The 24,623-nt window shown below is 43.1% G+C and carries 14 protein-coding genes; 2 read left to right on the plus strand and 12 right to left on the minus strand.

Going from position 1 to position 24,623, the window contains the following annotated elements; genetic code table 11:
• Nucleotides 1–391: 391 nt before the first annotated feature.
• The 7 genes from M5U24_RS05265 to hemC form a co-directional block, all read right to left on the minus strand.
• Nucleotides 392–637 carry a hypothetical protein gene (locus tag M5U24_RS05265; RefSeq protein ID WP_164995010.1) on the minus strand — a complete coding sequence of 82 codons (246 nt, stop codon included), beginning with the start codon at nucleotides 635–637 and terminating at the stop codon, nucleotides 392–394.
• Nucleotides 638–889: 252 nt separating this feature from the next.
• On the minus strand, nucleotides 890–1,123 hold the full coding sequence (locus tag M5U24_RS05270) for a DUF433 domain-containing protein (protein ID WP_099326797.1): 234 nt from the start codon (nucleotides 1,121–1,123) through the stop codon (nucleotides 890–892).
• Nucleotides 1,124–1,283: 160 nt separating this feature from the next.
• Nucleotides 1,284–4,367, minus strand: coding sequence for an SBBP repeat-containing protein (locus tag M5U24_RS05275; protein ID WP_298201773.1), 3,084 nt, complete (start codon nucleotides 4,365–4,367; stop codon nucleotides 1,284–1,286).
• Between the two features lie 385 nt (nucleotides 4,368–4,752).
• Nucleotides 4,753–5,817, minus strand: coding sequence for a DUF362 domain-containing protein (locus M5U24_RS05280; RefSeq protein WP_099326799.1), 1,065 nt, complete (start codon nucleotides 5,815–5,817; stop codon nucleotides 4,753–4,755).
• A 38-nt stretch (nucleotides 5,818–5,855) separates the two neighbouring features.
• Complete coding sequence (locus M5U24_RS05285) at nucleotides 5,856–7,184, minus strand: dicarboxylate/amino acid:cation symporter (protein WP_298201775.1); 1,329 nt, start codon at nucleotides 7,182–7,184, stop codon at nucleotides 5,856–5,858.
• Between the two features lie 491 nt (nucleotides 7,185–7,675).
• Complete coding sequence (locus M5U24_RS05290) at nucleotides 7,676–8,779, minus strand: IS4-like element ISCku3 family transposase (RefSeq protein WP_099323887.1); 1,104 nt, start codon at nucleotides 8,777–8,779, stop codon at nucleotides 7,676–7,678.
• Between the two features lie 653 nt (nucleotides 8,780–9,432).
• On the minus strand, nucleotides 9,433–10,383 hold the full coding sequence (hemC, locus tag M5U24_RS05295) for a hydroxymethylbilane synthase (RefSeq protein ID WP_099326801.1): 951 nt from the start codon (nucleotides 10,381–10,383) through the stop codon (nucleotides 9,433–9,435).
• A gap of 299 nt (nucleotides 10,384–10,682) precedes the next feature.
• Between hemC and dsbD the strand changes: the two genes are divergently transcribed.
• Nucleotides 10,683–12,512 (plus strand): protein-disulfide reductase DsbD, encoded by a 1,830-nt coding sequence (gene dsbD, locus M5U24_RS05300; RefSeq protein WP_298201778.1) that lies wholly within the window; start codon nucleotides 10,683–10,685, stop codon nucleotides 12,510–12,512.
• A 510-nt stretch (nucleotides 12,513–13,022) separates the two neighbouring features.
• Nucleotides 13,023–13,217, plus strand: a complete 195-nt coding sequence (locus tag M5U24_RS05305) for a DUF4926 domain-containing protein (protein WP_197705271.1) — start codon at nucleotides 13,023–13,025, stop codon at nucleotides 13,215–13,217.
• A gap of 354 nt (nucleotides 13,218–13,571) precedes the next feature.
• Here the strand turns inward: M5U24_RS05305 and M5U24_RS05310 are convergent, their stop codons facing one another.
• The 5 genes from M5U24_RS05310 to M5U24_RS05330 all read right to left on the minus strand — a co-directional run bounded on the left by M5U24_RS05310 (nucleotide 13,572) and on the right by M5U24_RS05330 (nucleotide 24,417).
• Nucleotides 13,572–15,137 carry a M12 family metallo-peptidase gene (locus M5U24_RS05310; protein ID WP_099326803.1) on the minus strand — a complete coding sequence of 522 codons (1,566 nt, stop codon included), beginning with the start codon at nucleotides 15,135–15,137 and terminating at the stop codon, nucleotides 13,572–13,574.
• Nucleotides 15,138–15,223: 86 nt separating this feature from the next.
• Nucleotides 15,224–15,529, minus strand: coding sequence for a hypothetical protein (locus M5U24_RS05315; protein WP_157820748.1), 306 nt, complete (start codon nucleotides 15,527–15,529; stop codon nucleotides 15,224–15,226).
• A 416-nt stretch (nucleotides 15,530–15,945) separates the two neighbouring features.
• Nucleotides 15,946–16,185: a hypothetical protein gene (locus M5U24_RS05320; RefSeq protein ID WP_157820750.1), complete on the minus strand. Its 240-nt coding sequence runs from the start codon at nucleotides 16,183–16,185 to the stop codon at nucleotides 15,946–15,948.
• Between the two features lie 360 nt (nucleotides 16,186–16,545).
• Nucleotides 16,546–17,727, minus strand: a complete 1,182-nt coding sequence (locus M5U24_RS05325; RefSeq protein ID WP_172953504.1) for an ATP-binding protein — start codon at nucleotides 17,725–17,727, stop codon at nucleotides 16,546–16,548.
• A 423-nt stretch (nucleotides 17,728–18,150) separates the two neighbouring features.
• Nucleotides 18,151–24,417: an RHS repeat-associated core domain-containing protein gene (locus tag M5U24_RS05330; protein ID WP_099326807.1), complete on the minus strand. Its 6,267-nt coding sequence runs from the start codon at nucleotides 24,415–24,417 to the stop codon at nucleotides 18,151–18,153.
• Nucleotides 24,418–24,623: the final 206 nt, after the last annotated feature.

The following is a 24,623-nucleotide window of genomic DNA, read 5'->3' on the forward strand; positions in this document are numbered from 1 at the left end:
ACCACAAGCGTACTACCCTACACATAAATACACTCCTTTCGATAATTCAACAGAAGTTAGAAGACAGAAGGCATCGTACTATTTGAATGGCTGCGTAGCTGCGAAACCTCTGTGGTTCACATTCATATCATTCAAATAAATAGTAACACTTTAGTTTTTTGAAAAATGTACTACCTATAAGTTCCGTAGGAGCGACATGTCTCTTGTAAATCCATATTAAACAGGTCTGCCTGAATACGGACAGGCCGCTCCTACGGAGCTATTTACCTTATTGAATTTTATTGCTCTACAAACAGACCGCCCCTAACAGGGCTACATGGTATTTTTTCTATCCCGGGAATTTTTCAAGAAACTAAAGTGTTACAATAAATAACATTCCTCATAAACAATTTTATCTTTTTTCAGAAAACCAGGGTAAAGCATTTGTCTGATTGGGCTTAAAGGTATTGGCGTAAAAGGTTACCAGTCCATCCACCTGGCCATTATTGGCAATGAAGGGAATTTGGATGCGATGTATGTTCTGCCTGATATGTTCCTTTGATACTGCTTCTGCCTTTTGGCTACCTGAAACTGTGTATTGGGCAAGAAATACCAGTAACAACACTATTGCCGATGTAATAAATAATCCCTTTTTCATAATTTCTGCCTCTTTCCGCCTGTCTGCAAACAGGCTTTTTTATTCTACAGTATTACAATGTAAAAACTTTTTTTGTAAGTGGAGACAGGTTAAAACCTGTCTCTACGCCTTTGCGTTCTATGTTCTTTTTTTGGCTGTGTTATTGAATCTAAAGAATCTTAACATTTTAGTTTTTTGAAAAAGATATTCACGTATTCCCGTTATATAACAGGAATAAAACATTTTCCTTGTAGTGCAAGGCATGCCTTGCCATTATTCAAATTTCTTATCTATCTCTTCTTTGTTATCAAAATAATAGCTAAGGGCATCAAATAACTGCGCGGGGGTTAGGCTTGGATAGCCATCAAGTATCTCCTCTATCCCCATGCCTGAACGGTAGTGATTTACAATTGATGCAACGGGGATCCTTGTGCCTTTAATAATGGCTTTACCCTCATATTTGCCAGGGTCTTTTTCGATATATCGATGTTGGGTACTTACAAACATTTTATGCCTCCTTAATCGGAAAGGTAAATAATACTATCCGGCTTAGAAAAACATAGTCTCTTTTTTTATAAAACATCGATTACATATTACGCTACTACCCATATAAACTTATGGGTTCGGGTTGCAAACCACCCATGGTTCTTATGGTTGTCAATGCTTCTTACTTCACCTTTACCATTAATTTCGCCTTCTTTTTCAAGCCTTTTGGGGAAAATACAATCCCGGCGGCGCCTTTTTTATTATATGCCGTTACAGTAAATGCCGCTTTACCATACGCATCGGTTGTTGCGCTGGAAGTAACACTGACCTTCTTCTTACTTCGGCGGTTAAGCCTTGCTTTAACTACCGTGCCTTCAACCGGGCATCCGTCAGTACCCAGCACCGATACGGTTACCGTGTCTGACTGATTTCTCATAATTACCAACTTCTTCTCAGGATCTGTCGTAATCGTCTCAGCCTTGCAGGCTTCATCGGTGGGTGTTGGCGTAGCTGTTGTGGTAAAAACTTCTTCGTTTCCATATGAATAACAAGGTGTAAAGTCTGGAATAATCTCTATCCTGTATTTATATATTCTGTAATAATAAGTCGTCCCAGCAGATAGCCCACTTACCCTTACGCTTTTACTTCCTGCTTCTACAAATGCAGAACTGGAATCGTCACCTTCGATATGTATTCTATTGGTATATGATTCACTAGAAGTGCCCCACTCAAAACCCAATTCCCCTCTTACTGAAAACTCCCCTCCAACCAATCCGTTTAAAGTGGCAGAATCCGATGTTACATCCGTTGCTTTATATGTTTCTAAGATAATCCCTCCATCGCATGGTGCAGTTGTGGTGACTGTGGGAGTCGGTGACGGCGATGTCGTATCCGCCGAGAGGTCGCCATCCAGTTTGGATATAAAGACATCAGAACCACCACTAAAAGAGGTATCATATGCGCCAGTGGTAGTGGGAAAGCCTGATGAATATGTATATCCGGCCACATAGACGTTCCCGCTTGAATCTATGGCTAATGACGTTGCCCCCTCACCCTCAGAGCTACCAAGGTAAGTGGAGGCAAGCAGGCTACTCAGATTGCTGCTCATTTTTGATATAAATACTTCATATTCCATATTCACACTACCATAATCAAAATCTGCACTTATGTCATAGGCGCCTGAGGTTGTGGGAAATAAACCGTTTGTATCACCAGTCACATACACATTACCACTCGAATCCAAGGCCAATGAACCTGCAGAATCATTACCTGACCTTTTATCATACTCAATGACATCTTCTGCACCCAGAAAGGTCGAGGCGAGCAGGCTACTGAGATCATTGTTTAACTTTGATATGAATGCATCATCATATATACCATGAGAGGTATCATATGCATCTGAGGTAACAGGGAAGTCTGGTGAATTTGTATATCCAGTCACATAGACACTTCCGCTTGGATCTATGTCCATCGAATTTGCCCTGTCGTCAGATGCCTCGTCGATATCATAAGAACCACCCCCGAGATACGTGGAAGCCTGAAGTGTGGATAATGAACTATCCAGCTTTGAAATAAAGACATCAAAACCATCATTAAAAGATGTATCATATGCACCGCTGGTGGTGGGAAAGTCGCTTGAAGAGGTGTTGCCCGTTACATAGACATTATTACTACTGTCGAGGGCTATGGCATAAGCGTAATCACTATCAGAACCTCCGAGATACGTGGAAGCCTGGAGGGTGGATAATGAACTGTCCAACTTGGAAATAAAGGCATCATCACCGTCATAGGATGTATCATATGCACCGCTTGTGGTTGGAAAGTCGCTTGAAGAGGTGTTGCCCGTTACATAGACGTTATTGCTGCCGTCAAAGGCTATGGTATAAACGCGATCACTATCAGAACCTCCGAGATACGTGGAAGCCTGGAGGGTAGATAATGAACTGTCCAGCTTGGTGATAAAAACGTCTCTGTCACCACCAAGGGGGGTATCATAGGCCCCGCTGGTGACGGGAAAGTCGGTTGAAGAGGTGTTGCCCGTTACATAGACGTTATTGCTGCCATCAATCGCAATAGCCACGCCATAATCATTAGAAGAACCTCCTAAGTAGGTAGAGGCCAGCAACGGATCAATGACAAGTTCCTTTGTTTTGTCATAAGAAGCAACCTTAAAACCATAAATCAGGGATTGGGAATCAGGTACCTGGAATTCGGGGTTTATTAATTTAGAGTTATGAGTTTTGGAATTCAACACACCCCTTACCTCTCTTTTTAGAGGGGAAATGTCGGGTTCTTCTCTGTTCTGAATATTGTATTCAACTTCAACGTTGACTTTTTTACCCTCTATTTCCTGATATGCCACTGGTTTGGTGAATGTTACGGGGCCAAGTTCGGTTTCTGCTACGAGCTGGCCTTGTTCGTTTACCCACAACCCGCTTGCCCTTAATCCACCCCCTCCCCCCGCCAGCGGGGGACAATCCTTCACGGAGCTTGTAAAAGGGGATAAAGGAGGTTGTATGCCGCTCAGATTTATTTTTATCTGGTCGGGATTAGCACCCGGTTTTACATAAAAGAGTTTTTCTACGTTGTTTCCATACGCCTTCAGTTTTAATTCTATGCCCTTATAGACTTCTCCAAGATCAACCACATCATACGTGGAAATATTGCTTTTCCACTTCTTCTGGTCATTTCCCCTAAAATAATTTACCTTTGTTACCGACGTACCTTCTCCCTTTATTCCCTTTACTTTTGCGCCGACAAGCGTTTCTTTTAATGCAACGCCCTGTAATAACATATTAGGATTCAGGGTTTGTGAGTTTGGGGTTGGGGAATGTAAATCGCTGATTTGTTGGGTGCGCTCCGCCCATTCGACAAGCGCAGGGCAAGCTTCATCCAGCCTACACGATTTGATGCATGAATCACGATTTTCATGTATCTCGCATCCCGCATCGTGTATCACACCGGGCGAATGCCATTCACCACTACTGTCAGCATTCTTAGCTTCCGATCTTTTTGGCAGTGAATAAACAATCTCCCCCTCATTCGTGACAAATACCGTCCCGCCAAAGGTATTAGCGTAAAATTTAACCTTTTCGCCCATCTGTCCTTCATTGGAAATAAAGGGAATCTGGAGTTTTCCTATCTTTTGGTTAACCGCCTTGTTTGACGGTTTACCTGTGCCTTCTTGCGCAAATAACGGAAAAGCAAAACCAAATAACAATAAAAGCACTATCGAAAAGTTAAAAATATGGGTCCTTTTTTTCATAAGTATTGTCCCTTTAAATTAAGGTAAAAGTTTATAGGGTAAAATTGTGCGTGCATTATAGACAACGCAATTCCATCGTCAATATTTAAAAAAGACCAACCACGCATGGGAGAAGCAATGTGGGGGCAGCCCATTAGAAGGTTTTCAAAAGGATAACCCTTGATTTGATTTGCCACGTAACAGAAAATGGTAAGCTCTACTTGTGGCTATTCAGCGTGAACATTATACAGCTTGTTCTGCGGTTCGGTCTTCTCTTTAAAAAACCGCATAAGGCCTGAACCCGCGAATGTAGTTTCCAGTACAATTACGTTCCCAAACAGATACTTCACTATGTTCAGTACAAGGTTTGAGAACGAGAGTATTAATGTTCAAAAACCCGGTTTTTTTACCTGCGTAGTTTTATGTACTCAATATCTTTCATTTCATACTTGCCCAATCCCTTTTTCCCTGCATTGACGATGTGTTTTGCTTTTTGCGATACAGGCATTAAGCGGTTTTCTCTGCGTTTTGCATCTATTATATCAAGCCCTATCCGGTCTATTGCCACAGGGTCTGTTCCAAAAAACAACTGTTCTTCATTCCAAATAGTGTTGGAGGCCTTGGGTCTGGGGCCTCCTGAGAAGCATGCCTGTAATGCGTCAACAATATGCAGGCGCAGTTTATTTTTAATGGCAGGATGGGCGCAAACCTCCGCAGAAGCAGGGTCGCAGTAATAGGGTGAAGAATGAAACCGCGGGGTATTATTTATTACGCCAAATCCGATATTTTTGAGACACAGGGTTACGCCGGCAATGCCATGGTCTTTCATTACCGGCACATTAATAATGGCAGTAGTCTGCTGCGTGACAATCCTGCTGAAAAGAGACCTTGCGCCGTCATCCTGGCGTAATTTCGGGTCATCGTCGTGCGATTCGTAATAGACATCCCTGTCGTATCCTGCCGTATGTTCCGTGCCGTAATACCGTACGCCGGCGGTTCCTCTGTTTACCTCATAGCCTGCGCTGACCAGATGTTCTTCAAAACGGTCCCAGACGATGATATTATTTTCCTTAACGCCTGCAGCAAGCAACCCGGCTATGATGGCGTTTACCACTTCCGGTCTGGTAGAAAGCAATTTGCCGCCTATCGGGTTGATCTTGACGCCTACAACATCCTCCGATGTAAAAAAACAGCGCCAGGCGTCTTTAGTGGTTTTTTTGCCGGTAAGCGCAAACATTCCTTCGTCCACCATTTTATCAACCCTTATTTGATCAGGGGCACTCTTGCTTATAATCCCGATGTCTTTTACGGCAATAACCCTGCTCTTTGATAGCATATCGGTATCAGAATCTGCGCCAAAGGTTTCTCTGAAGCCATTAATGCCCATAGCGCCTATTCCAACCCCAACGGCGCCCATCGCGGCATTCCTTAAGAAATCCCTACGAGAAAAATGATTGTTTTTTAAGTCCATAACATCCTCCTCTTTAAAATGTCAAGAAATTAAGGAACCTATATATTTTTATTTAATTCATACCTTTCAATCACACCGGCGCCAACGCTATCGCCCCACACGTTTACTGCAGTACGGAATCTGTCTAAAATCCAATCAATTGCCAGGATTAATCCAATGCCTTCGATGGGTAAGCCAACGGACTTAAGCACTATTACCATAGTAATTAATCCCGCCTCCGGAATGCCTGCAGCGCCTATGGCTGCAGGTGTTGCGGTAACAAATATAATGATTTGCATTGCGGGCGTCATGGTTATTCCATATGCCTGGGCGATAAATATCGCGGTAACTGCTTCGTAGAGAGCCGTTCCGTCCATATTTATTGTTGCTCCCAACGGAAGAACAAAACTTGCCGTTCTATTTGAAATTTTATTTTTTTCTTCAGCGCATTGCATGGTAAGCGGAAGGGTCGCCGAGCTGGACGCTGTAGAAAATGCATTTAGCAAGGCGGCGCTCATGCCTTTTCCAAAAATAACAGGACTCCTTTTCCCGAATATTTTTAGTATGAGGGGCAAAATAACGAAACCGTGAATGGCAAGACCGATTAAAACCGTAAAAGAATATTTTCCCAGTAAGTACAATTCAGGAATGAATCCGCTGAATCCCCCTGCCTGTCCAACCCTGGAAGAAATCAAACCGAAAATACCAATAGGCGCAATATACAGCACCCAGTGTGTTATTTTCATAACCGCATCATTGAGAATAGAAATGACATTAACCGCAGATTGGGCTTTTGGCCCCAATGCAGATAATGACAGACCAATTAAGATGGAAAAGACAATTAAGGGCAGAATCTCCATTTGAGCCATTGCGGCAAAAATATTATGTGGCAACATCCCCTGCTTCCCGCTTTCTTTGTCACCTATTAGTATTTGTCGAAAGACGCCTCCCATCGTATCCTCATTGACACCATAGGGATTATTTTCCTGTATTGTGTAAGATGCGTCAGGATAGATTTCACCTGTCGATAACCCTTTTCCAGGCTGAATAATGTTTACCAGGGCAATACCGATCAGTACGGCAATACATGTCGTTGTCAGGTAGTAAACTATTGTGCGCCAGCCAAGTGTCCCAAGACTGCTAAGATCGCCGAGATTTGTTATTCCAACAATAAGCGATAAAATAACAATGGGAATTACAAGCATCATTAATGCGTTGATGAATATTTCGCCCAGCAGGGAAAATTTGACTGCTATGTCAGGAACGAATCCCCCCGTTACCATACCTGCAACTACCGCAATAATAATATACAATATTATTTTTGAACGCTTGTTTGCCGGTTTTGTCTGCAAGGGGGAATCTTCACGGTTTGGAATGATTTGTGACATGGTAATTATAGTATTATTCTGTAAAAACCTATTTTTTTCGTAAGTTTTTCCTTGTGCCCTTTGTTTGTGCCGTGAAGTTAAGGAATAACGAAGTTCTTTAACATGCTGTAATAAAGATGATACAACAATGGAAGTGCTACCCATTGCGAAGTATCAGCAACGCCATACAGGTGGGGTTGCCAAACCGCTCTACGCTGCAAAAGCTGCAAAGCTGCTGTAGTGAACGGATAGAGAAAAGGTGGAAGAAAATCCATCAGGTGTGACTTTAAGAATCGACGGAGAAATCCAGTCCACCCCCTGCACCCATAAGCGCTAACTTGTTTTAGGTATGCTCGAAGTATTTTGATATCTGTGTTTTTCGGATTCTTGTATTTTCTGCTAAAGAACAAGCAATGTCATTCCAGCACTTAAGAACTTCCTGTAATGATAACGCTGGTTCTATAGCCCGTTTTACTTGATTAAGCATAAAAGCAAATTCACGCCATTTGCTTTTAGTCTTCTTGCTTGACAATGAAGTATCCCCAGGGGGAAAAAGACGTAGCAAAATCTATTAGTTTTTCTGTCAAAAGAGCAACGAATAGTTTGCCATAAAGCCAAGCTTTTGAGCTATCATCATCGTATTTAGGTAAGTGTCCAAATTGTGCTATTTGTTTAAATCTTTTAAAGACCAGTTCAATTTGCCATCGAACTCGATACCATTCTAAGATATCAAAAGCGGTAAATTGATTTTCAGGAAACGTTGTGAATACTATTACGTACTTGGCATAAATAAGGGTCTCCGGTTTTAGTTCAATGCCCTTTTTGCTTGCATGTCTTTTAAGTTTTTTATGAGCTATTTTAATGGCTTCTTCTGTTTTGCGTATTATACAAAGACGACCTTTGACATATTCAGTATTATCAACGTTTGGAATAAAAACGTTCCATGATTTTATAGCAAGGGGTCTTTTTAAATATTGGATTTCTTTCAATAAAGGAAAGGGTTTCTTTTCTTCGCCGAATATCCGTAGAGATTGCGAATTAACTCTAACGCTAAGATAAGCGCCTTTCCTTGTTGCATGATGAATTCCTTGGCCAGTACAGTAACCTCTGTCAGCTATAATATAATCATCTTTTTTCATCGGAAACTGCCGAAAAGATTCTCCTGTGCCTTCTCCTTCAGTTCCCGTAAGTTTAAAGAAATCGCAAGATAATGAAGGAACCTCAATACTATAATGAATGCGCCAAAGACTTCCTGTTTTCCCAGGTTCCTTTACTGTTGTTGCATCAAATAAGCGAAGATGAAAATTATTCCGTTTATTAATTTGGAGGCCACGCTCACGGAATAAAGATAAACATAATTTATATAGCCATTCTTTGCTCTTTTTTAATCGCTTTAATAAGGCAACATCGGATAAATCTGCTAAGTTAGCACGCTTGGCTCGAACTACTGTTTCACGCAATGAATAGCCACATCCTAAATGAATTAATAATGTTCGAAGAAGCTTTTCTTCAGATTTATCCTTGCGCAAGCCTTTTAAAGCATTTGTATCAACGGCTAAACTTTTCCAATCGTTTGGGAAGAAAGTTCTTAGAAGATCCCAATCTTCTCTCATCATGGCTTTATCCTCCTATAGAGTGATTAGCGGGATAATTAACATAAAAATACCATGATGAATAAAATTTGTCAATAAAACAAGTTAGCGCTTATGCCCCCTGCACCCCCGCCAGCGGGGGACATTGTTTGAACAACAGGGGCATTCCCGATTTTTGGTTAACTAATTGTACATTGTAACACAAGCATCCTGCTTGTGGCATTTTACCCTCAAGCTGGAAGCTTGAGTTACTATTCTTTCCCTCCCCGCTAATGGCATTTTTACAAAAAATCGGGGATGCTCCCGTTTTGTGAGAGGCTTGGGGGGTGAAACTCCCCCTTGCCTATTCGGTGCCTTTGTGTAAAAAAAGTAACACTTTAGTTTTTTGAAAAATTCCCGGTATAGAAAAAATACCATGTAGCCCCGTTAGGGGCGGTCTGTTTGTAGCACAATAAAATTCAATAGAGTAAATAGCTCCGTAGGAGCGGCCTGTCCATATTCAGGCAGACCTGTTTAATATGGATTTACAAGAGACAGGTCGCTCCTACCGGGTAATTTTTTATAATATCCTATTTTGCTACAAACAGGCTGCTCCTACGGAGCTTATAGGTAATACGTTTTTCAAAAGACTAAAATGTTACTAAAAAAAAGATTTTCGGACTAAAATTCCTATACATTTAAGGCATTTGTTTTGGGAAGTTCTGCCTGATTTCCTGTAAAATTTTATCACCGCCATTGTCCAGCATCCTTTGAGCAAGTTCGTTTCCAACCGCAGCCGCTTGATTAGCAGGTCCCTTGTGACTGTCCCGTATAGTACGTTCTCCGTCAAGCGTACAGATAACCGCTTCGAGGTGTACTTCATCATTAAGCACTTTTGCATGTGCTCCAATAGGTACCTGGCATCCACCCTGGAGTTTCGCCAATAAAGCACGTTCCGCCTCTACTGCAATCCTGGTGTGCAGATCATCCATTTTCGATAGTATTTTATTTATCCGTTCATCATCTTTGCGTATTTCTATTCCGAGTGACCCTTGTCCTACGGCGGGTAACATAATTTCGAAAGGAATGATTTCGCTGATCTGTCCGGTATAGCCTATCCTTATCAAACCTGCATGGGCAACGATAATACCATCTAAATCGTCAGCCTCGAGTTTTTTTAGACGGGTATCAAGATTGCCCCGAAGATCTACAATTTCAAAATCTGGCCTTAACGCAAGGAGTTGTGCCTTTCTGCGCAGGCTGCTGGTGCCGATACGCGCATTTCCAGGCAGTCTTTCAAGGGTGACGTTTTTCGCGCTTATGAGAACGTCGCTGGGATCAACCCGCTTTGGCATTGCACCGAGTGTTAATTTCTCAGACACCTCTGTAGGAATGTCTTTTGCGCTATGCACCGCAAGATCAATTTTCTCCTTAATCAAGGCAACTTCAAGTTCCTTGGTAAAAACGCCAACGCCTCCCAGACGTGACAACGGCACATCGGTAATCTTATCTCCGCTGGTAGATATTTTTTTTATTTCAAATTCAACACCGGGGTTTAATTTCTTGAGCTCTGAAATAACCCAATTTGTCTGGGTCAATGCAAGCTTACTTCCCCGCGATCCAACGATAATAGGTTTTCCTTTTGGCAATGCAAACACGCTCCATTTAAAAGGTTAAATAGTAATAACATGCACATGTATTTTTAACTTTATTTAGTGTTCCGATAATAGCATAATATAGTGTATGAGTCAAACTCCTTTGTTAACGGTAGGGGCGAAGCATTTGTCCGCTTTGAGTATGAACGCGTTTATGTCAATTTGTAGCAAATGCTTCGCCCCTACACTATGCGGCAAAACAGCTCCATTATTGGAATTTTTCAAAAAACTAAATTGTTACCGGGAAATGATAAAGTCAGTCGTCTTTTCATTTTCGATAAAGGAAGGAATTTATGAAAACCAGCATATTCAAAAGAATTCTTTATAGTTTGTTATTATGTATCGTTATTCAAAAGGTTTCGTTTGCAGACGCTCTTCCCTTCAGAGTATATGTGGAGGACGTACCGGGTGAGGTTTTCGTTGGAGATCAAATCCCCATAACTCTAATCATTGCCATTGATACTGGCCATTACATTTACAAGGATCAGGTAAAAATGGTAAGCAGCGAACCGTATCTCTATGAGGTTTTCTTTACAAAACTTCCTGAAGGAAAAACAAAAATAGATCCCTTTCTGGAGAAAGAGGTAAGTTTTTACGAAGGACAGGTCGCGATAGCTGCGTATGTACAATTGACGGATAATGTGCCTGAAGGCCCTTATACGATTCGCCTGAAGGTAAACTATCAGGGGTGTTCGGAGACAATTTGTTTCGCCCCAAAGACAGAGGAATTACTCTTGCCGTTAAAAATCAATTCCTCTCAGAACATGACATTCACGGGGAAAACCGAAGATGTTTCGCGTGTATTGCAAAAAGAGGAAGTAACGTCGGATGTGAGCGATATACAGAAAACCATCGAGGATAAGGGGCTTATTTTATCATTTATTTTTATTTTCCTGGCAGGAATAGGCTTAAGCTTTACCCCATGTGTATATCCAATGATTCCCATTACCGTGGCGGTAATTGGCGGACAGGCTTCCGGCGAGCAGCAGGGAAGAAGAAATTCCCTGAGGGCATTCCTACTGTCATTGATTTATGTGCTGGGCATTTCCATTGTATATGCTGCGTTGGGAGTAACGGCAGCATCAACCGGCGCACTGTTCGGCGCCGCATTACAAAGCCCGTGGGTTATTGGTTTTGTTGTGGCGGTATTTGTAGCGCTCGCAATGAGTATGTTTGGATTTTACTACTTGCGTGTCCCGTCTTTTATTTCAGACAGGCTTGGCGGTAGAACAGGAAGGGGCGTTGCCGGTGTTTTTGTCATGGGTTTGATTTCAGGGATTATCGCTTCGCCGTGTATAGGCCCTATTCTTGCAAGTTTACTGGTATATATTGCGAGTACGGGAAATATCTTTTTAGGTTTCTGGATGCTGTTTGTCTTTGCGTGGGGATTGGGCGTTCTCCTTATCGTGCTGGGGACTTTTTCAGGCGCAGTAAAGGCGCTTCCCAGGTCCGGCGCGTGGATGGAAACCGTTGAGCGGATATTCGGTTTTCTTTTGATAGGAGCTGCTTTTTATTACCTGCGGCTCATTATTCCCGAAGGCGCTTTTATTACTTTACTCGGCATTTTCCTGATTGTTGTCTCGGTTTTTTCGGGGGGTTTTGATAAATTAACATTTGACAGCTCTCGTTTTCAGCGTACCAGGAAATCATTTGGTCTGTTAGCATTTATCTTCGGAGTATATTTTTTACTTGGATATATGGTAAACAAAGGTTTCATTTTACCGCCGCTATTCACTGATACAAATACCAGAATTGGCAGTGTGAACAACGCGGAAATACATTGGATTACAAATGAAAAAGAGGGTTTGGAAATAGCAAAAAAGGAAGGGAAGACGGCAATAATTGATTTCTGGGCGTCGTGGTGTTCTGCCTGCATGGAATTAGAAAAAATCACGTATGTTGATCCGCAGGTAATAGAGGAGTCGAAGAAATTTGTCAATATTAAGATAGATGCTACAAACGCAGAAGATCCGGAAATAAAAAAACTTTGGAAAAAATACAAGGTTGTCGGTTTGCCAACGATAGTGTTCGTTAATAAGGACGGCGTAGTCCTGAAGGACAAAACAATAACGGGTTTTGTCGATGCAAAAAAATATTTGCAAGCGCTAAAAAGTGTGGAATAGCGCTAGTTGGCGAACGGATAGGTTTTATTTTGAAATTTTTTATAATCTTTGGCAAATAGTATGCTTAATGTCCTCTCAAAATGTAATTTATTTAAAAACACGAACTCCGAAGTAGTATAAACGGGACAAACGGAAAAAACTGCACTGCAGAAACCAAACATTTTAGGCCAATATGAATACTGCTTTATAAACAGACTACTAAAATGACACTGGCTGGAAATACTCTGATTTCTCGTGATAAGATGATACAATATTTATTAGTTCCGGGAAAACGAAATGATAAATCACAATGGTTATCCAGGGCAGGATACACTCTTTAAAACTGGTATTTGCTGAAAAATGGCTTGCATAATCAGATTTTATCGCTTGATGCCATATCCATTGAAAATACACAATACGGTCAAATGTATAAAACCAAAGGCACATTAACCGGGCCGAATGGAAAAAATTTGACAGTACATATAAATTATTTGAAGAAATTGTTTTATTAAAAGATATCCCTGAAAAAAATTGCAGAAAGGCGACGTTGCTACTATTGTTGAGTATCACCCTGTTTCTAAGGGTGAAGATGGATATTCTTTAGAAGTATTTAATGCACCTGGAGACACCATAGCTGTGATAACGGTACCTGTGTCGGCAATTGAGCCTTTAGCAGAAAACGAGATTTTTAGTATTCGTACATTGGTGGTAGAAGGAAAAGATTAAGAGACAGGGTAAATCTTCATAATTCGTAACACTTTCGTTTTATTTGAGTTTTATTGTTTTATAGGGTGCATTCCCGATTTTTTGTATATCTTCACACATTTTGTTTTTTTACAAAGAATTGTAATACTTTAGTCCTATGAAAAAAAACGCTCGTTCCCAAGCTCCGCAGACTGGGTCATAAATGTTTTTTATTTGACTCAGTCTGGGAGCTTGGGAACGAGCATTTTTGTTTTTCAAAAATCTAAACTGTTACAAAAAATCAGGAATGCTCCCCCGTTTTATATCTGCGAACTGCGCAACACTTTTTTATTGATGTCTCCTTACGACAAATTCTGCGACATCCGTGGAATAGCTTTAGTTAACCTTCACGGTCATTGATTTCTTCAAACAACCTACCTTAAATTTGACCTTTGCAGTTCCTTTCTTTTTCATTGCGGTTATGGTAAATGCCGCCTGACCATTGAAGTCTGTGATACCACTGGACGGTGAAACCGATACCTGCTTCCTGCCCGCCTTATTTACTGTTACATTTATTGTCTCGCCTTCGGACGGAGAATCGTATTCGCCTGTTATCGTTACCGTCACTTCACTACCTTCCTGCCTGGCAAGTGTCAATTCTTTAGGAGATATTGTTATCGACCCCAGGCATTTCGAATCCCGAAATTGAGAAACCGTTAGTTTGACTTTGTTTATCGAACGGGCATTATTGGCATTATCAGTGCCGGTAGCAAATCCTTCATAGGATACATCCGGATTCGAAAAATAGTTGACCCTCGTGCCATTGCACGTAGCCATGACAGACCTATAAGGATAAAAGCAATAGCCGTATGAATATTCAAATACACCCGTAGCCGAGTATGCGTCATCATGTCCGCACCCCATATTGTGTCCCATTTCATGGGCCAGGGTTTGGTCTGAACAATACGAATACGAATACCAAGAACCACTGCCAGAACTAATTTCGCCTACCTGTACCACTGAAAATGCCCAATTTTCAAACGAGCTACTCAGTGACGTCATTTGCCATGCTCTGCCACAAACATCGTTACCGGACGTGTAAACCCTCAACAAAACAACAAGATCAGCGCCCAAACGATTGCGCAGGTCCGCCACGTCTGAAAAAACGCCACTCCCGTACGTTAAATCACTGAGGGCGTCCGCCGTTGTTCCGCTGTCTTCATAATCAACCTCCTCTATTCCGACAACCCGTGCAGTAAGGCCAATTTCGCTGTTTACATAGGAAGCGTTTGCTACACCGGCCAGATAACTAATCTGGGCAATAAGCTCATCACCCGGATATGCCTCCGCAAAACCATTCGTATATAAAACAAGCACGTCAAAAACCGATCCGTCATCTCTTTTTTCGGAAGAAGAACTATCCTTGATCTCTTTGTCATTCAATTTATCATAATGCGGAATCGAGCCACCGTCGTCTATGGGAGCGGCTTTTTCCGGATCGAGCTTAAAGACCCGGTGCGTGTTTGCGCCTCTGACAGGTACTATCTTGTAAACCTCGTCTTTCAGCTCAATCTGCCCAAAAAGGGCATCGCCGCAAACCGACATAATGATCGATCCTTCCCGACCTTCAGGCTTTCCAATCCATGTCACGCTTTCCTTCAACCCCCGAAGAAATGCAGTGCGTCTGACAACAATGCTATGTTCCAGAAAATCCATGCGCACCTTTTCATATGCTTCAATTTCTGATTTCAAAGGAATAAGGTTGATAATAACTTCCTGCTGACTGTCAGACATTGCAACGCCAAATACTGCATCATCAGATGTTAAATTCCCGGACACGGCAGAGGTAAAGAGGGAAACAATTTCTTCATTGCCGGCATGCACATTTAGAGACATAGCCAACAGGAAAACAACATACCACAGCATTTTTAATTGCAAAATTGTATTTTTGGGTTTAGGCATAACTCCATTTCCTTTTCAATCACATTGTATTGCAGAGCGAAGCGGCGCTTCGCTCTACATGCTTTCCATTCTGCACCACATGCGCCTTATACCACATGTACGTACTGATCACAGCTTGAGACCAAGCCAGTCTTTACAGGATTGTATAAAACATAACTTACAATCCGTTCCGGTTCCTTTCCATCACGCACAACATGGTCATAGCTTTCGTGCTGCCAGAAGGCGCCACTGCGGTTGAGGAGTTTGTTTGCTTCCCTTGCCATGTATGACTTTAATGATTGCAGAATTTTGTAGAGCGAAGTGCCACTTCGCTCTACAAAAAAATGTTGCCAAATGCCTGATTTACCGGTAAAGAATTTCAAATTGGTAGCGCGACCGTCTCGGTTGCGCAAAAAAGTTGGCCGAAGACCTTATTAAATGCCCAGAAATTTATTCAGCAGCCTTTCTTCTGTCGTTTTCGACCAGAATATACACTAAGACGTTGCCCTAAACGAAGTGCAAAAATGACTATTCCTAAAAATGGTTATTCATGATAATTTGTCAATAATAAAGATTTGATTCCTCCATATAATTCAACTCCTTTCCACTACCTATAATCACTAAACAAAATAGTGCCTGTCCCTATTTGCCCCTTAACATGAGCATTCCCGATTTTTTGTAACCGTTTGTGTGATTGGGGCAAAACAACGCTGCAAGGGATGTGGCAAGCCTGTCCCCCCGCTGGCGGGGGATTAAGGGGGTGGAATTGTATGCGGAGGAAATCTGGGAGGTTTATAACATGAATAGCCATAAATTTTTCTTCTCATTCCTACGTTCTGCGGGAATGCATGTCACGAAACAGGATAAAATTGTCCATTTGACCAGTCTGCGGAGCGTGGGAAAGAGGGTCAAATTTATTTTCATAATAAAGGGGTAGTTGAATCGATGGAGAAATCCAGTCCACCCCCTGCACCCCCGCCAGCGGGGGACATAGTTTGAACAACAGGCGCATTCCCGATTTTTGGTTAACTAATTGTACATTGTAACACAAGCACCCTGCTTGTGGCATTTTACCCTCAAACTGGAAGCTTGTGTTACTATTCCTTCACCTCCCCCCGCTAATGGCATTTTTACAAAAAATCGGGAATGCTCCCCCCTTAACCACTAACCACACTTAATCACAGATCAAGGTTTGATACCAACACATGACCCTATTCGGTATCCTTACGCAACGCTTTTTGTATACCTTCAGGTTAACTTCACTAAAACTTTTTCACACAACAATCAGAAACGGAGAAATCAAATACGTTAAACCCGATTCATGCCCGATCCAGCCCTGAAAATGTGGAGAAATGATTAAAATTATTCCTGCCCAACCGGAGGAACTCGCTACATCAAAATCAAAGACCCCCATTCCCCGTAAGCTGAACTATTCCGGTTTAACGAACATTTCCAACAACTCCTGTAACGAGCATGAAATCTGCATTTTTCCAACTGCTGACTGTGTTGTCTGGGAGACAAGTACACGTTTATCCGCTCCAACCAGATCGGCAGCGCGGTTGAGGCTGTCAAAATCCTGCAAAGAAGGGTTCGACGTCAACTTCACTTCAATAGCCCATAATTTGTTCTTGTAACGGAACATGAGATCAATCTCAGCGCCATCAGCCGTACGGAAGAACCATGGATCCACCGGCCATCCGGTCATATTCAAGGTGTCCAGGATTTGCCCGATAACAAACCCTTCCCAACTTGCGCCCACCCATGGTTGATTAAGAAGCGTTTCATAGTCCTGAACACCAAGCAAACTGTGAAGAATGCCGGTATCACGCCAATAACACTTCGGACTACGAACAAGCCGTTTCTTCACATTTGCAAACCAGGGTTGAAGCTTCCGAATGAGAAAAGTCCCTTCCAGAAAATGGACATAGGTATTGACCGTATGGTACGAAAGGCCGAGGCTTTGACCAATTTGCGAGGCATTCCACAATTGGCCATGAACGGCTGCCAACATTCTCAACAAACGTTGCATCACTTGTGGTTTGGCGCTTAACCCCCAGCTTGGTAAGTCACGTTGCGTCATGAGGTCGAGATAGTCCTTTTGCCATTGTGGATAGCGGTCGGACGTCAAAACACCGCCATCAGGAAAACCACCCCGTAACCATAATTCCGTCATTGGGATATCAGGAAGTTCGGTGAGAGTCAAAGGGGTTAATTCAACCAGGGAGAGACGTCCTGCCAGGGACTCAGAAACATGTTTCATGAGCGCCGGTGAAACAGAACCCAGCAGCAGGAAGCGACCAAGCCTTTGTCGTTCCATATCTATTGCCCCACGTAAGCGCGGAAATAATTCCGGCCATGACTGGGCCTCGTCAAGGACTATAAGGCGTTTGGTCTTGATCAACGAAGGCCATTGGACGTCCAGACGCAGTTGTTCTGGTTCTTGTTCCAGATCGAAATAGTCAGTTGACAAAGAGCGCGCCAGCGTGGTTTTGCCGGACTGGCGTGGTCCGATTAAAGCTACCGCCGGATACGATTTCAGGCGCTGTTGTACCAGCGTTTTTATCTTTCTTGCGATAATCATACAAAATAGAATACAATTTCTATTTTGCAATATCAAGATATTTCCAAAATGTTTCGATTCAGGTTACAAGCCTGAACCCGCCTGGAAAAATTGAAAGGAAATTCTCACTTTTGAAGATTTTACCACCCTTTCTTTTTGTTTAGCGCATATGAGTTATTTCGGTACGGATGCTCACCGAAACAGGTAAATAAAAAAACACAATTACTTAATATTTAAGACGTGCCCCTCAGTCCTCTCCTGCCATCCAAGCTACATGGCTCCGGCTTTTACCATGACGGGTCTTTCACCCGTTAGAAAGCAATACTCTTCTCTGGGCACGCTAATATTTAAGACGTGACCCTCAACCCTCTACAGACGTTACCCTGAACAAAGTGTAAAAATGGCAGTTCCTAAAAATGGTTATTCATGGCAATTTGTCAATAATAAAAATTTGACACCTCCATATTTTCCCTCTTATTTGTTACGGGTTTGTGGCGTGCCGCAAGGACGTTCACAAACTGCGTAACCCACAGATCTGGTGTATATGCCATTTGACGCTTCAGGTGGTGGGGCAGAACCACGATAGTACGGGTGATAGTAACTCTTCATTTCACTCACCTTTTCAATCAAACCAATAAGCAGGAATTCCTTACACGCCTCTCCTTCCTTCTTTCCATTCCATGATGTCGCGTTTCCGATTGTAGAACCGAATGAATATGAATAAGAACCCTGAACCTGATATGGTGCTTTTTCCACTCCACCCGTAATCTGGAACGAATGCTGACTGCTTTCCTCAAAGTATAATGACCAGCTTCCTTCTACCCCTTCTCCACAACCACTTTGAGGTCTCTGGAAATTAGGAGGTTCGACCCATTCATAATTAAGGGAAAAGCTTGGTTTCCAATACCTTTTGCCACCCCATGATGGCCCTGCAATTTCGTAATCACCTGCCCTCAAAAATTTGTTATCATTTGGGTCATCCGACGGCATACTTCTCCGTGTCCAGCCGGAGCCGGAGGGGCAAGGGTCTTGCGATCTTAATCCAAACGGGTCCACCCTTACTGTAGGTTGTCCGCCCACATACTCATACAGTAGCAGTCCCGTATCGTATCCAATCGGATCCCTGCTTACAAACCTTCCTTGATCCGCGTTCATGTACCGCATACGGTAGTAATAAACTCCAGTTTCCGGATCTAGTCGGCGACCCGTAAACAGATACGGATTGTCAATACTGCCAATGCCGCCTGATGTAACCACATCGTCACCGTCAAAATCCACTGTGCCATTTGCCCCGGATTCAAATACCGTTTGAAGACCATAGGCATCATATTGATAGCCTTCTACAACTTCGCCGTTATTATCAGTTAATGCAAATATGGAGTACAATGTATTCTGATGATAAAATAACTGCTCGTCACCGGCGCTGGTAGCGCTGTCGTCACTGTCCACATTTCGATTCAGCACAAGAGGTTCGTCTATGTACATCCCAAAGACATATTGTTGTAATACGCTATCGGCATCATCCCGTTCCTCGATCTCCCGCCATCCATCCAGGTAAAAGTTTGTGGTTCCATCTAAATCACCGGAGTTCGACACCACTTTGCGAATGCGGCGTCCCGATGCATCATACGTATAGGCGGAGATTACGGCGCTATCTGTTTTTCTGCTCACAGTGTACAGCCGGTTTGCAAAGTCATATACATAAGTGTTTGTTCCATCGTCAGTCAAATTACCATTGTTGTCATGCGCCTGAGAAGCGCCTTTAAAGTCAACGTACTCATTCATTTCATTTGCGGTATTTTTAAAGGTTTCAGTGCCAATCGTAAGCGTTAGCCAATTCCCTAAGCCGTCAAACCCCCAGTCCGTTTGGTTCTCACCGGCCTTCCCTTTACCATTCTTATCTTTGTAGAGCGAAGTGTTATTTCGCTCTTCGTAAGGCGAAGCGACGCTTCGCCCTGCATTACTGGATGCCTTTTTGGGGTCAATGACGTCTCGATTAAAGGTTATCAGCCTGTACACCGAATCATACGTATATACATCGCCTACGTTCTTTTTCCCGCTGAACTCGTGCAATCTGGTTTCGTACAATTTGTTACCCGCCCGGTCGTATCCATGTTCAAACCCGGCAACAAGGTCATTGTCTTTTGTAAGGTGTCTCAGCTTTACCGTACGTCGTGCCTTGTCGTAACCCTCGTTTTTTGTCCTCTTATCATTAAGAAAGGTCATACGAACACCGTTACTGTATGTCCGTTCCAAAATCCTTCCGGGTCCTATGTAATCATAGTCAACAATGTTTGTAGCAGAACCAGAATCTTTTATCGTGTCAATCCTGTCAAGCTTATCGTAGGAAGTTTCTATCTTCCTTCCATTGGGATAGATTAACGCCAGCCTGTTATTAGAGCCATCCCACTGGCTTGAGACGGCTTTGCCGTTCTGCACCTCTTCAAGAAGCCTGCCAAGGGAATCATAAGCATAAGCAACCGTAGCATCGTCCGCGGTATCGTTAGGGTTGTTATTGTCAAGAGATTTGGTGAGCCTTGAGAGTCCGTCATACTCAAATGCCTGCTGTGTTGTCCCAATAACCCCTGATGCCCTGGTTACATCCTTCTGCGTCAGACGGTTGAGTGCATCGTAAGTGAACTCTGTCACAGAGCCGTTCTCGTCGGTCGCTTTTACCAGATTGCTGTCCTTATCATATTCGAACGTCTTTGTCGTCCCGTCGGCATTGGTCTGTTGTGTAAGACGGTTTGAATCATCATAGTCGTATTGTGTGGTATTTCCGTTATCGTCAGTTATTGCAGTGAGGTGGGAATTTTTGTCATACGTATAGGCAATGGTAATCTTTCCATCGGGGTTATACGGATTGGAGGTGTCGATAGCCCCATTGCCCTGTCCACCCTTCCGGAGGTCTCTTTCCTCTTTAATCTTCCGGTTGATTCCATCATAGTAGTAATGCACGGTGTTGCCATCCTTATTAATCTTGCCGTCATAAAGCCCCTGTTTGTCCTTTGTCTTTTTTCCATTTGGGTCACTGGTATAAATGAGATTATTACGGCTGTCGTAGGTAAATCTGGCGGTCTGCCCTATATTATCAGTTACCCTGACTAAACGGTCCAGTGCGTCGTATTCGTTTATGGTGGTAAATTTCTCTGTCAATGAAGGGCTGTTCCCTTCCTGAGTGACCTCAGTTTCTTTGACCATTGTCATATTGTTGTTTTCGTCGTAGGTGTAGTCTGCACGATTCCCTTCCGGGTCAATCCTTGCTATCAATCTGTTTACCCCGTCGTATTGTGATTCAAACACGTCTCCATCGTCCGCAATGGTAAAAGTCGTGCGTCCTTTGCGGTCGAATTCGTTTCGTGTTGTTACCCTGCCGTCATCAGATGTACCCAAAGGTCCATCTTTGAGGACAGTGGTACGGACGGTACTCACACCGTCAGCCACAAACAGTATTTCATCCTGCTGGTACTGCCTGTTCATCTCGTCAAAGAAGTACTCTGCCTGGCTTAACAACACGTTCCCAGAACCTGAATTGTCTTTCGGGCTTTCACCACCGATAGCGCCATAGCGTAATACCTTTATAACATTACCACTAGGATCATACACCTGTTCTGCAACATTCCCTAAAGGGTCTGTAGTCTTAACGAGCCTGTTAAATCCGTCATATCCATACAGGATGCTGTCGTTCGCTCCGTCACCGTTATTATCCTCTCCGTCTATTTGTTCAACAAGGTTTCCGTTCTTATCATAATTGTATGTTGTATTTGGAGAACCTCCGCTGCATCCGCACACATTAGTGGAGCGAAATACCTTGTCCCGTTCGTCATATTCCGTCTCCTGATAATTTCCCTCCGGCTGTATGACCTTTATCCTGTTTTCATTCGCATCGTAATGATACTCAGTAACCAATGTTTCATTCTCGCTAACTTCCTTTGTCTCTTTAATTAAATGATCAAGAATGTCGTAGGAATAGGTGTACTCAACAAAATCCCCTGCAAGATCGCCGTTATTGCTGTCACTATTTTCAACCTCTTTCTTTACGATATTGTCATTATAATCGTACTCCATATAGGTGACATATTTGAATGCCTTTAAGTTTGTTTTTTTCTTTTTTCCTTTATTTTTAGAGACAGAGGCAGCACGGGTGATTTTGACTCTTTGATTGAGTTCGTTAACCACATATTCCGTAGCAATGCCGCGGCCATTGACTTCTTTTATTACATTTCCCACATCATCATAAAAATATTGAGTCTTAATCTTTGCCGGTTTTGAATTTTTACCGGAATTCCGCTTTGACGAGGAAGTGGTATCTGCTACTGCCTCTTTCAGATAACCAAAGTGATCTTTCCCCTTGCCATTAATCTTATCCTTTCCATCGCCGTCGGGGTCGTTCTCAGGTTGATAGTCGTATTCAGTAACATTCCCCTCGGTGTCGGTCTTTGATGTAATCTGGCCATATTTATTGTAGGTAAACAACTCCACAATTTCCTGTGATGTATCGCCTTCAAGTTTCGCCTGATTGGAATCACTCAACAGATTTGCCGTCGGATAAACAATCTTGACCACATTGCCTGCAACGCCGTTGGTAACGCCGTCGCCGTTCAGATCGCCCAGACCAATTTTTACCCCTGCCTCATCAAGCATCGACTGAACGTCAGCACTTGAAACACCCAAGACCTCTGCTATCGCATTCAGATTGTTGCCTTCCTGATAGTCAAAATAATAGGTAGTAGTATAACGTGCTTTTGAATGCGTGCCGCCGTTGGGTGGCGCATAGCCGGCGTCGTTTCCCCGCGGGTCAGTCTCTGTTCTGGTACGATTGTATATCGGCTCATAGGTAAAAGTCGGGGTGATTTGCTGCTGGTCGCCCCCGCGGTCGCTGTCTGGTATCTGCTTATTTTCAAGGAGATTCCCCTGTTTAAACCTGTCCTTTGTATAATCGGTTGAACTTGCATCCCCTGCGGCGAACGTATTTTCAACCTCATTTCCCTCTGGCAGCGTGGCTTTTACCCTTTCTCCATCTGCATTATATTCAAAGCCCGTCTCAAAATATGCCGGTTCACCCGTTCGCAGGCCTTTGGTATATTCCTTAATGGATATGGCATTCCCCAGTTTATTGTGCTCGTATATCGTCTTGTTACCGTTGCGGTCTGTCACCGTTACGCGATTGGCCGGTTCATTGGTACCCGAAGGGTTTGAGGTAAGTTCCTCATATACATACGTGACATCACCTCCTGCGGCAATTCCGCCGGCATTAGTTCCTCCGTAGGTCTGTTTTATAACGCGACCGTAGGCATACGATGTGGAGTCTGTCTCATATACATTAATCACGCGCGGTGAGCCACCGACTGCCACTTCGTTCGGGGCTGTTATGGTCAAAAGGCCGTGGTTTAACGTTTCATCATCAAACCCTGATGAATAGGTATATTTAGTGGTCTTGCCATCAGGGAAGTCATTTCCATTAGTGGTACCGGTGACTGATGGAGAGGTTACAGAGACGAGATCGCCGTTGCCGTCATATTCAAATTTAATGGTTCTATCGGCAAAATCCTTTACCCCGGTGAGTCGTCCGTCACTGTTATAATTGTACGAAATCTTCCTGCCAAGTGTGTCGGTAACTTCTGTGAGTCTGCTGTTGTCATCCCTTTTAAACTTCATGGAATTTCCGTGTCTGTCTTCCAGATTATTAAGGAAGCCATTTTTATCATACGACTTTTTACTCCCCTGCCGGTCTCTTAGTATGAATGAACCGTCCTCATTTTTTGTTAGTCGGGTATAGGCTCCTAATGGAGTGCTATATGCGCCATCTGATTGTAAACCATAGAGGTCTGACCTGCCGTGACCATCCATAACGACAACACTCCCGACTTTTGTAAACGAACTACTGAATACAGGGGTAAAGGTATCCGTTGAAATGGCGTCCTGATTATCTTCCGTAATTTCAATTAGCCTGGAGTTATAGTTAAAATCCCAGTTATGTCCCAACGTCCCGTCATAGGTAATGCGGCTTTTGTAGGTGCGGGTAAACGCCCAGTCGAATCCGCGTCCGGGTATCTTGAGGTCTGTTGCCTGTAAGACGAATTCACCGTTATGGAGCGTTATGGGGTCGGGTGCGTCATTGATAAGACCAGGACTTGTAATCATGAAAGCTTCATCAGGTGGTGGACATATAGTGCAGGCAGCATCAATAAAAACGCCGCCATTTGCTCTCATGAGTTTTTTATAGTTTGTAGACGCATTATTTAAGGGTGTAACATACTGATCGTCATTGATCATAAGCCCGGTTGGTGACGTAACTGTCGGTGTCGGTTTTGGAGAGACCGTTGGGATTGGCGTTGGTTTAGCCTCTTTCACGGTAACAACCACCTCACAAATGCCGCCTGTATCGGTTTGTTCATAATACCACTCAATTGCAAAGCTCGTTTGCCCAGCCCCTGTGGCGGTAATGGTAAACACGCCATGGTGGCTATAGAACTCCGTATCAGGAGATAGTGTTGCTATGCTGGTATCTCCCGTATATACCGGCCGATAATGGGTCACATCTTCCGTCAAATCAGCCGTGATCTGCCAGGTGGTGGTTTCCCCGACGTTCATTGTCACTGCAACAGGGCCGCAATCGTGTGCCTGGGCAATGGGCAATTTTGTGAGTGCGGGAAGAATTAAAAAAGCGAGAGTAATCAATGTGGCTAAAATTAGTGTCCGGTTATAATGCACTGTTTTCCTGTCAAATAGTAAATACATACATGCTCCTTTCTGTGATATAAAGATATTTATGCCCAAGAAATACGTGGAAAAACAATTTGGATTTTCTCCGCCGTTCTCTTTCTCTATTTTTCTTCCGGTTTATTTAAATCAGGTATCAACGGTCCTCCCTATATAGGACGAAGAGTCTCTTCGCCCTACAGCCGCAATTTTAAAATTCCTTGTTCAATAGGATGAAAATTTCA

The organism is Candidatus Kuenenia sp. (genome assembly GCF_027493735.1).
GTDB classification, from domain to species: domain Bacteria; phylum Planctomycetota; class Brocadiia; order Brocadiales; family Brocadiaceae; genus Kuenenia; species Kuenenia stuttgartiensis_A.

Bases quoted from the DNA above. Each gene is read 5' to 3' on its own strand.
- M5U24_RS05270 (WP_099326797.1), bottom strand. From the start codon at position 1,123: ATGTTTGTAAGTACCCAACATCGATATATCGAAAAAGACCCTGGCAAA.
- M5U24_RS05285 (WP_298201775.1), bottom strand. From the start codon at position 7,184: ATGTCACAAATCATTCCAAACCGTGAAGATTCCCCCTTGCAGACAAAA.
- M5U24_RS05330 (WP_099326807.1), bottom strand. From the start codon at position 24,417: ATGTATTTACTATTTGACAGGAAAACAGTGCATTATAACCGGACACTA.
- M5U24_RS05310 (WP_099326803.1), bottom strand. From the start codon at position 15,137: ATGCCTAAACCCAAAAATACAATTTTGCAATTAAAAATGCTGTGGTAT.
- M5U24_RS05290 (WP_099323887.1), bottom strand. From the start codon at position 8,779: ATGATGAGAGAAGATTGGGATCTTCTAAGAACTTTCTTCCCAAACGAT.
- M5U24_RS05280 (WP_099326799.1), bottom strand. From the start codon at position 5,817: ATGGACTTAAAAAACAATCATTTTTCTCGTAGGGATTTCTTAAGGAAT.
- M5U24_RS05275 (WP_298201773.1), bottom strand. From the start codon at position 4,367: ATGAAAAAAAGGACCCATATTTTTAACTTTTCGATAGTGCTTTTATTG.
- M5U24_RS05265 (WP_164995010.1), bottom strand. From the start codon at position 637: ATGAAAAAGGGATTATTTATTACATCGGCAATAGTGTTGTTACTGGTA.
- M5U24_RS05320 (WP_157820750.1), bottom strand. From the start codon at position 16,185: ATGCCACAAGCAGGGTGCTTGTGTTACAATGTACAATTAGTTAACCAA.
- dsbD (WP_298201778.1), top strand. From the start codon at position 10,683: ATGAAAACCAGCATATTCAAAAGAATTCTTTATAGTTTGTTATTATGT.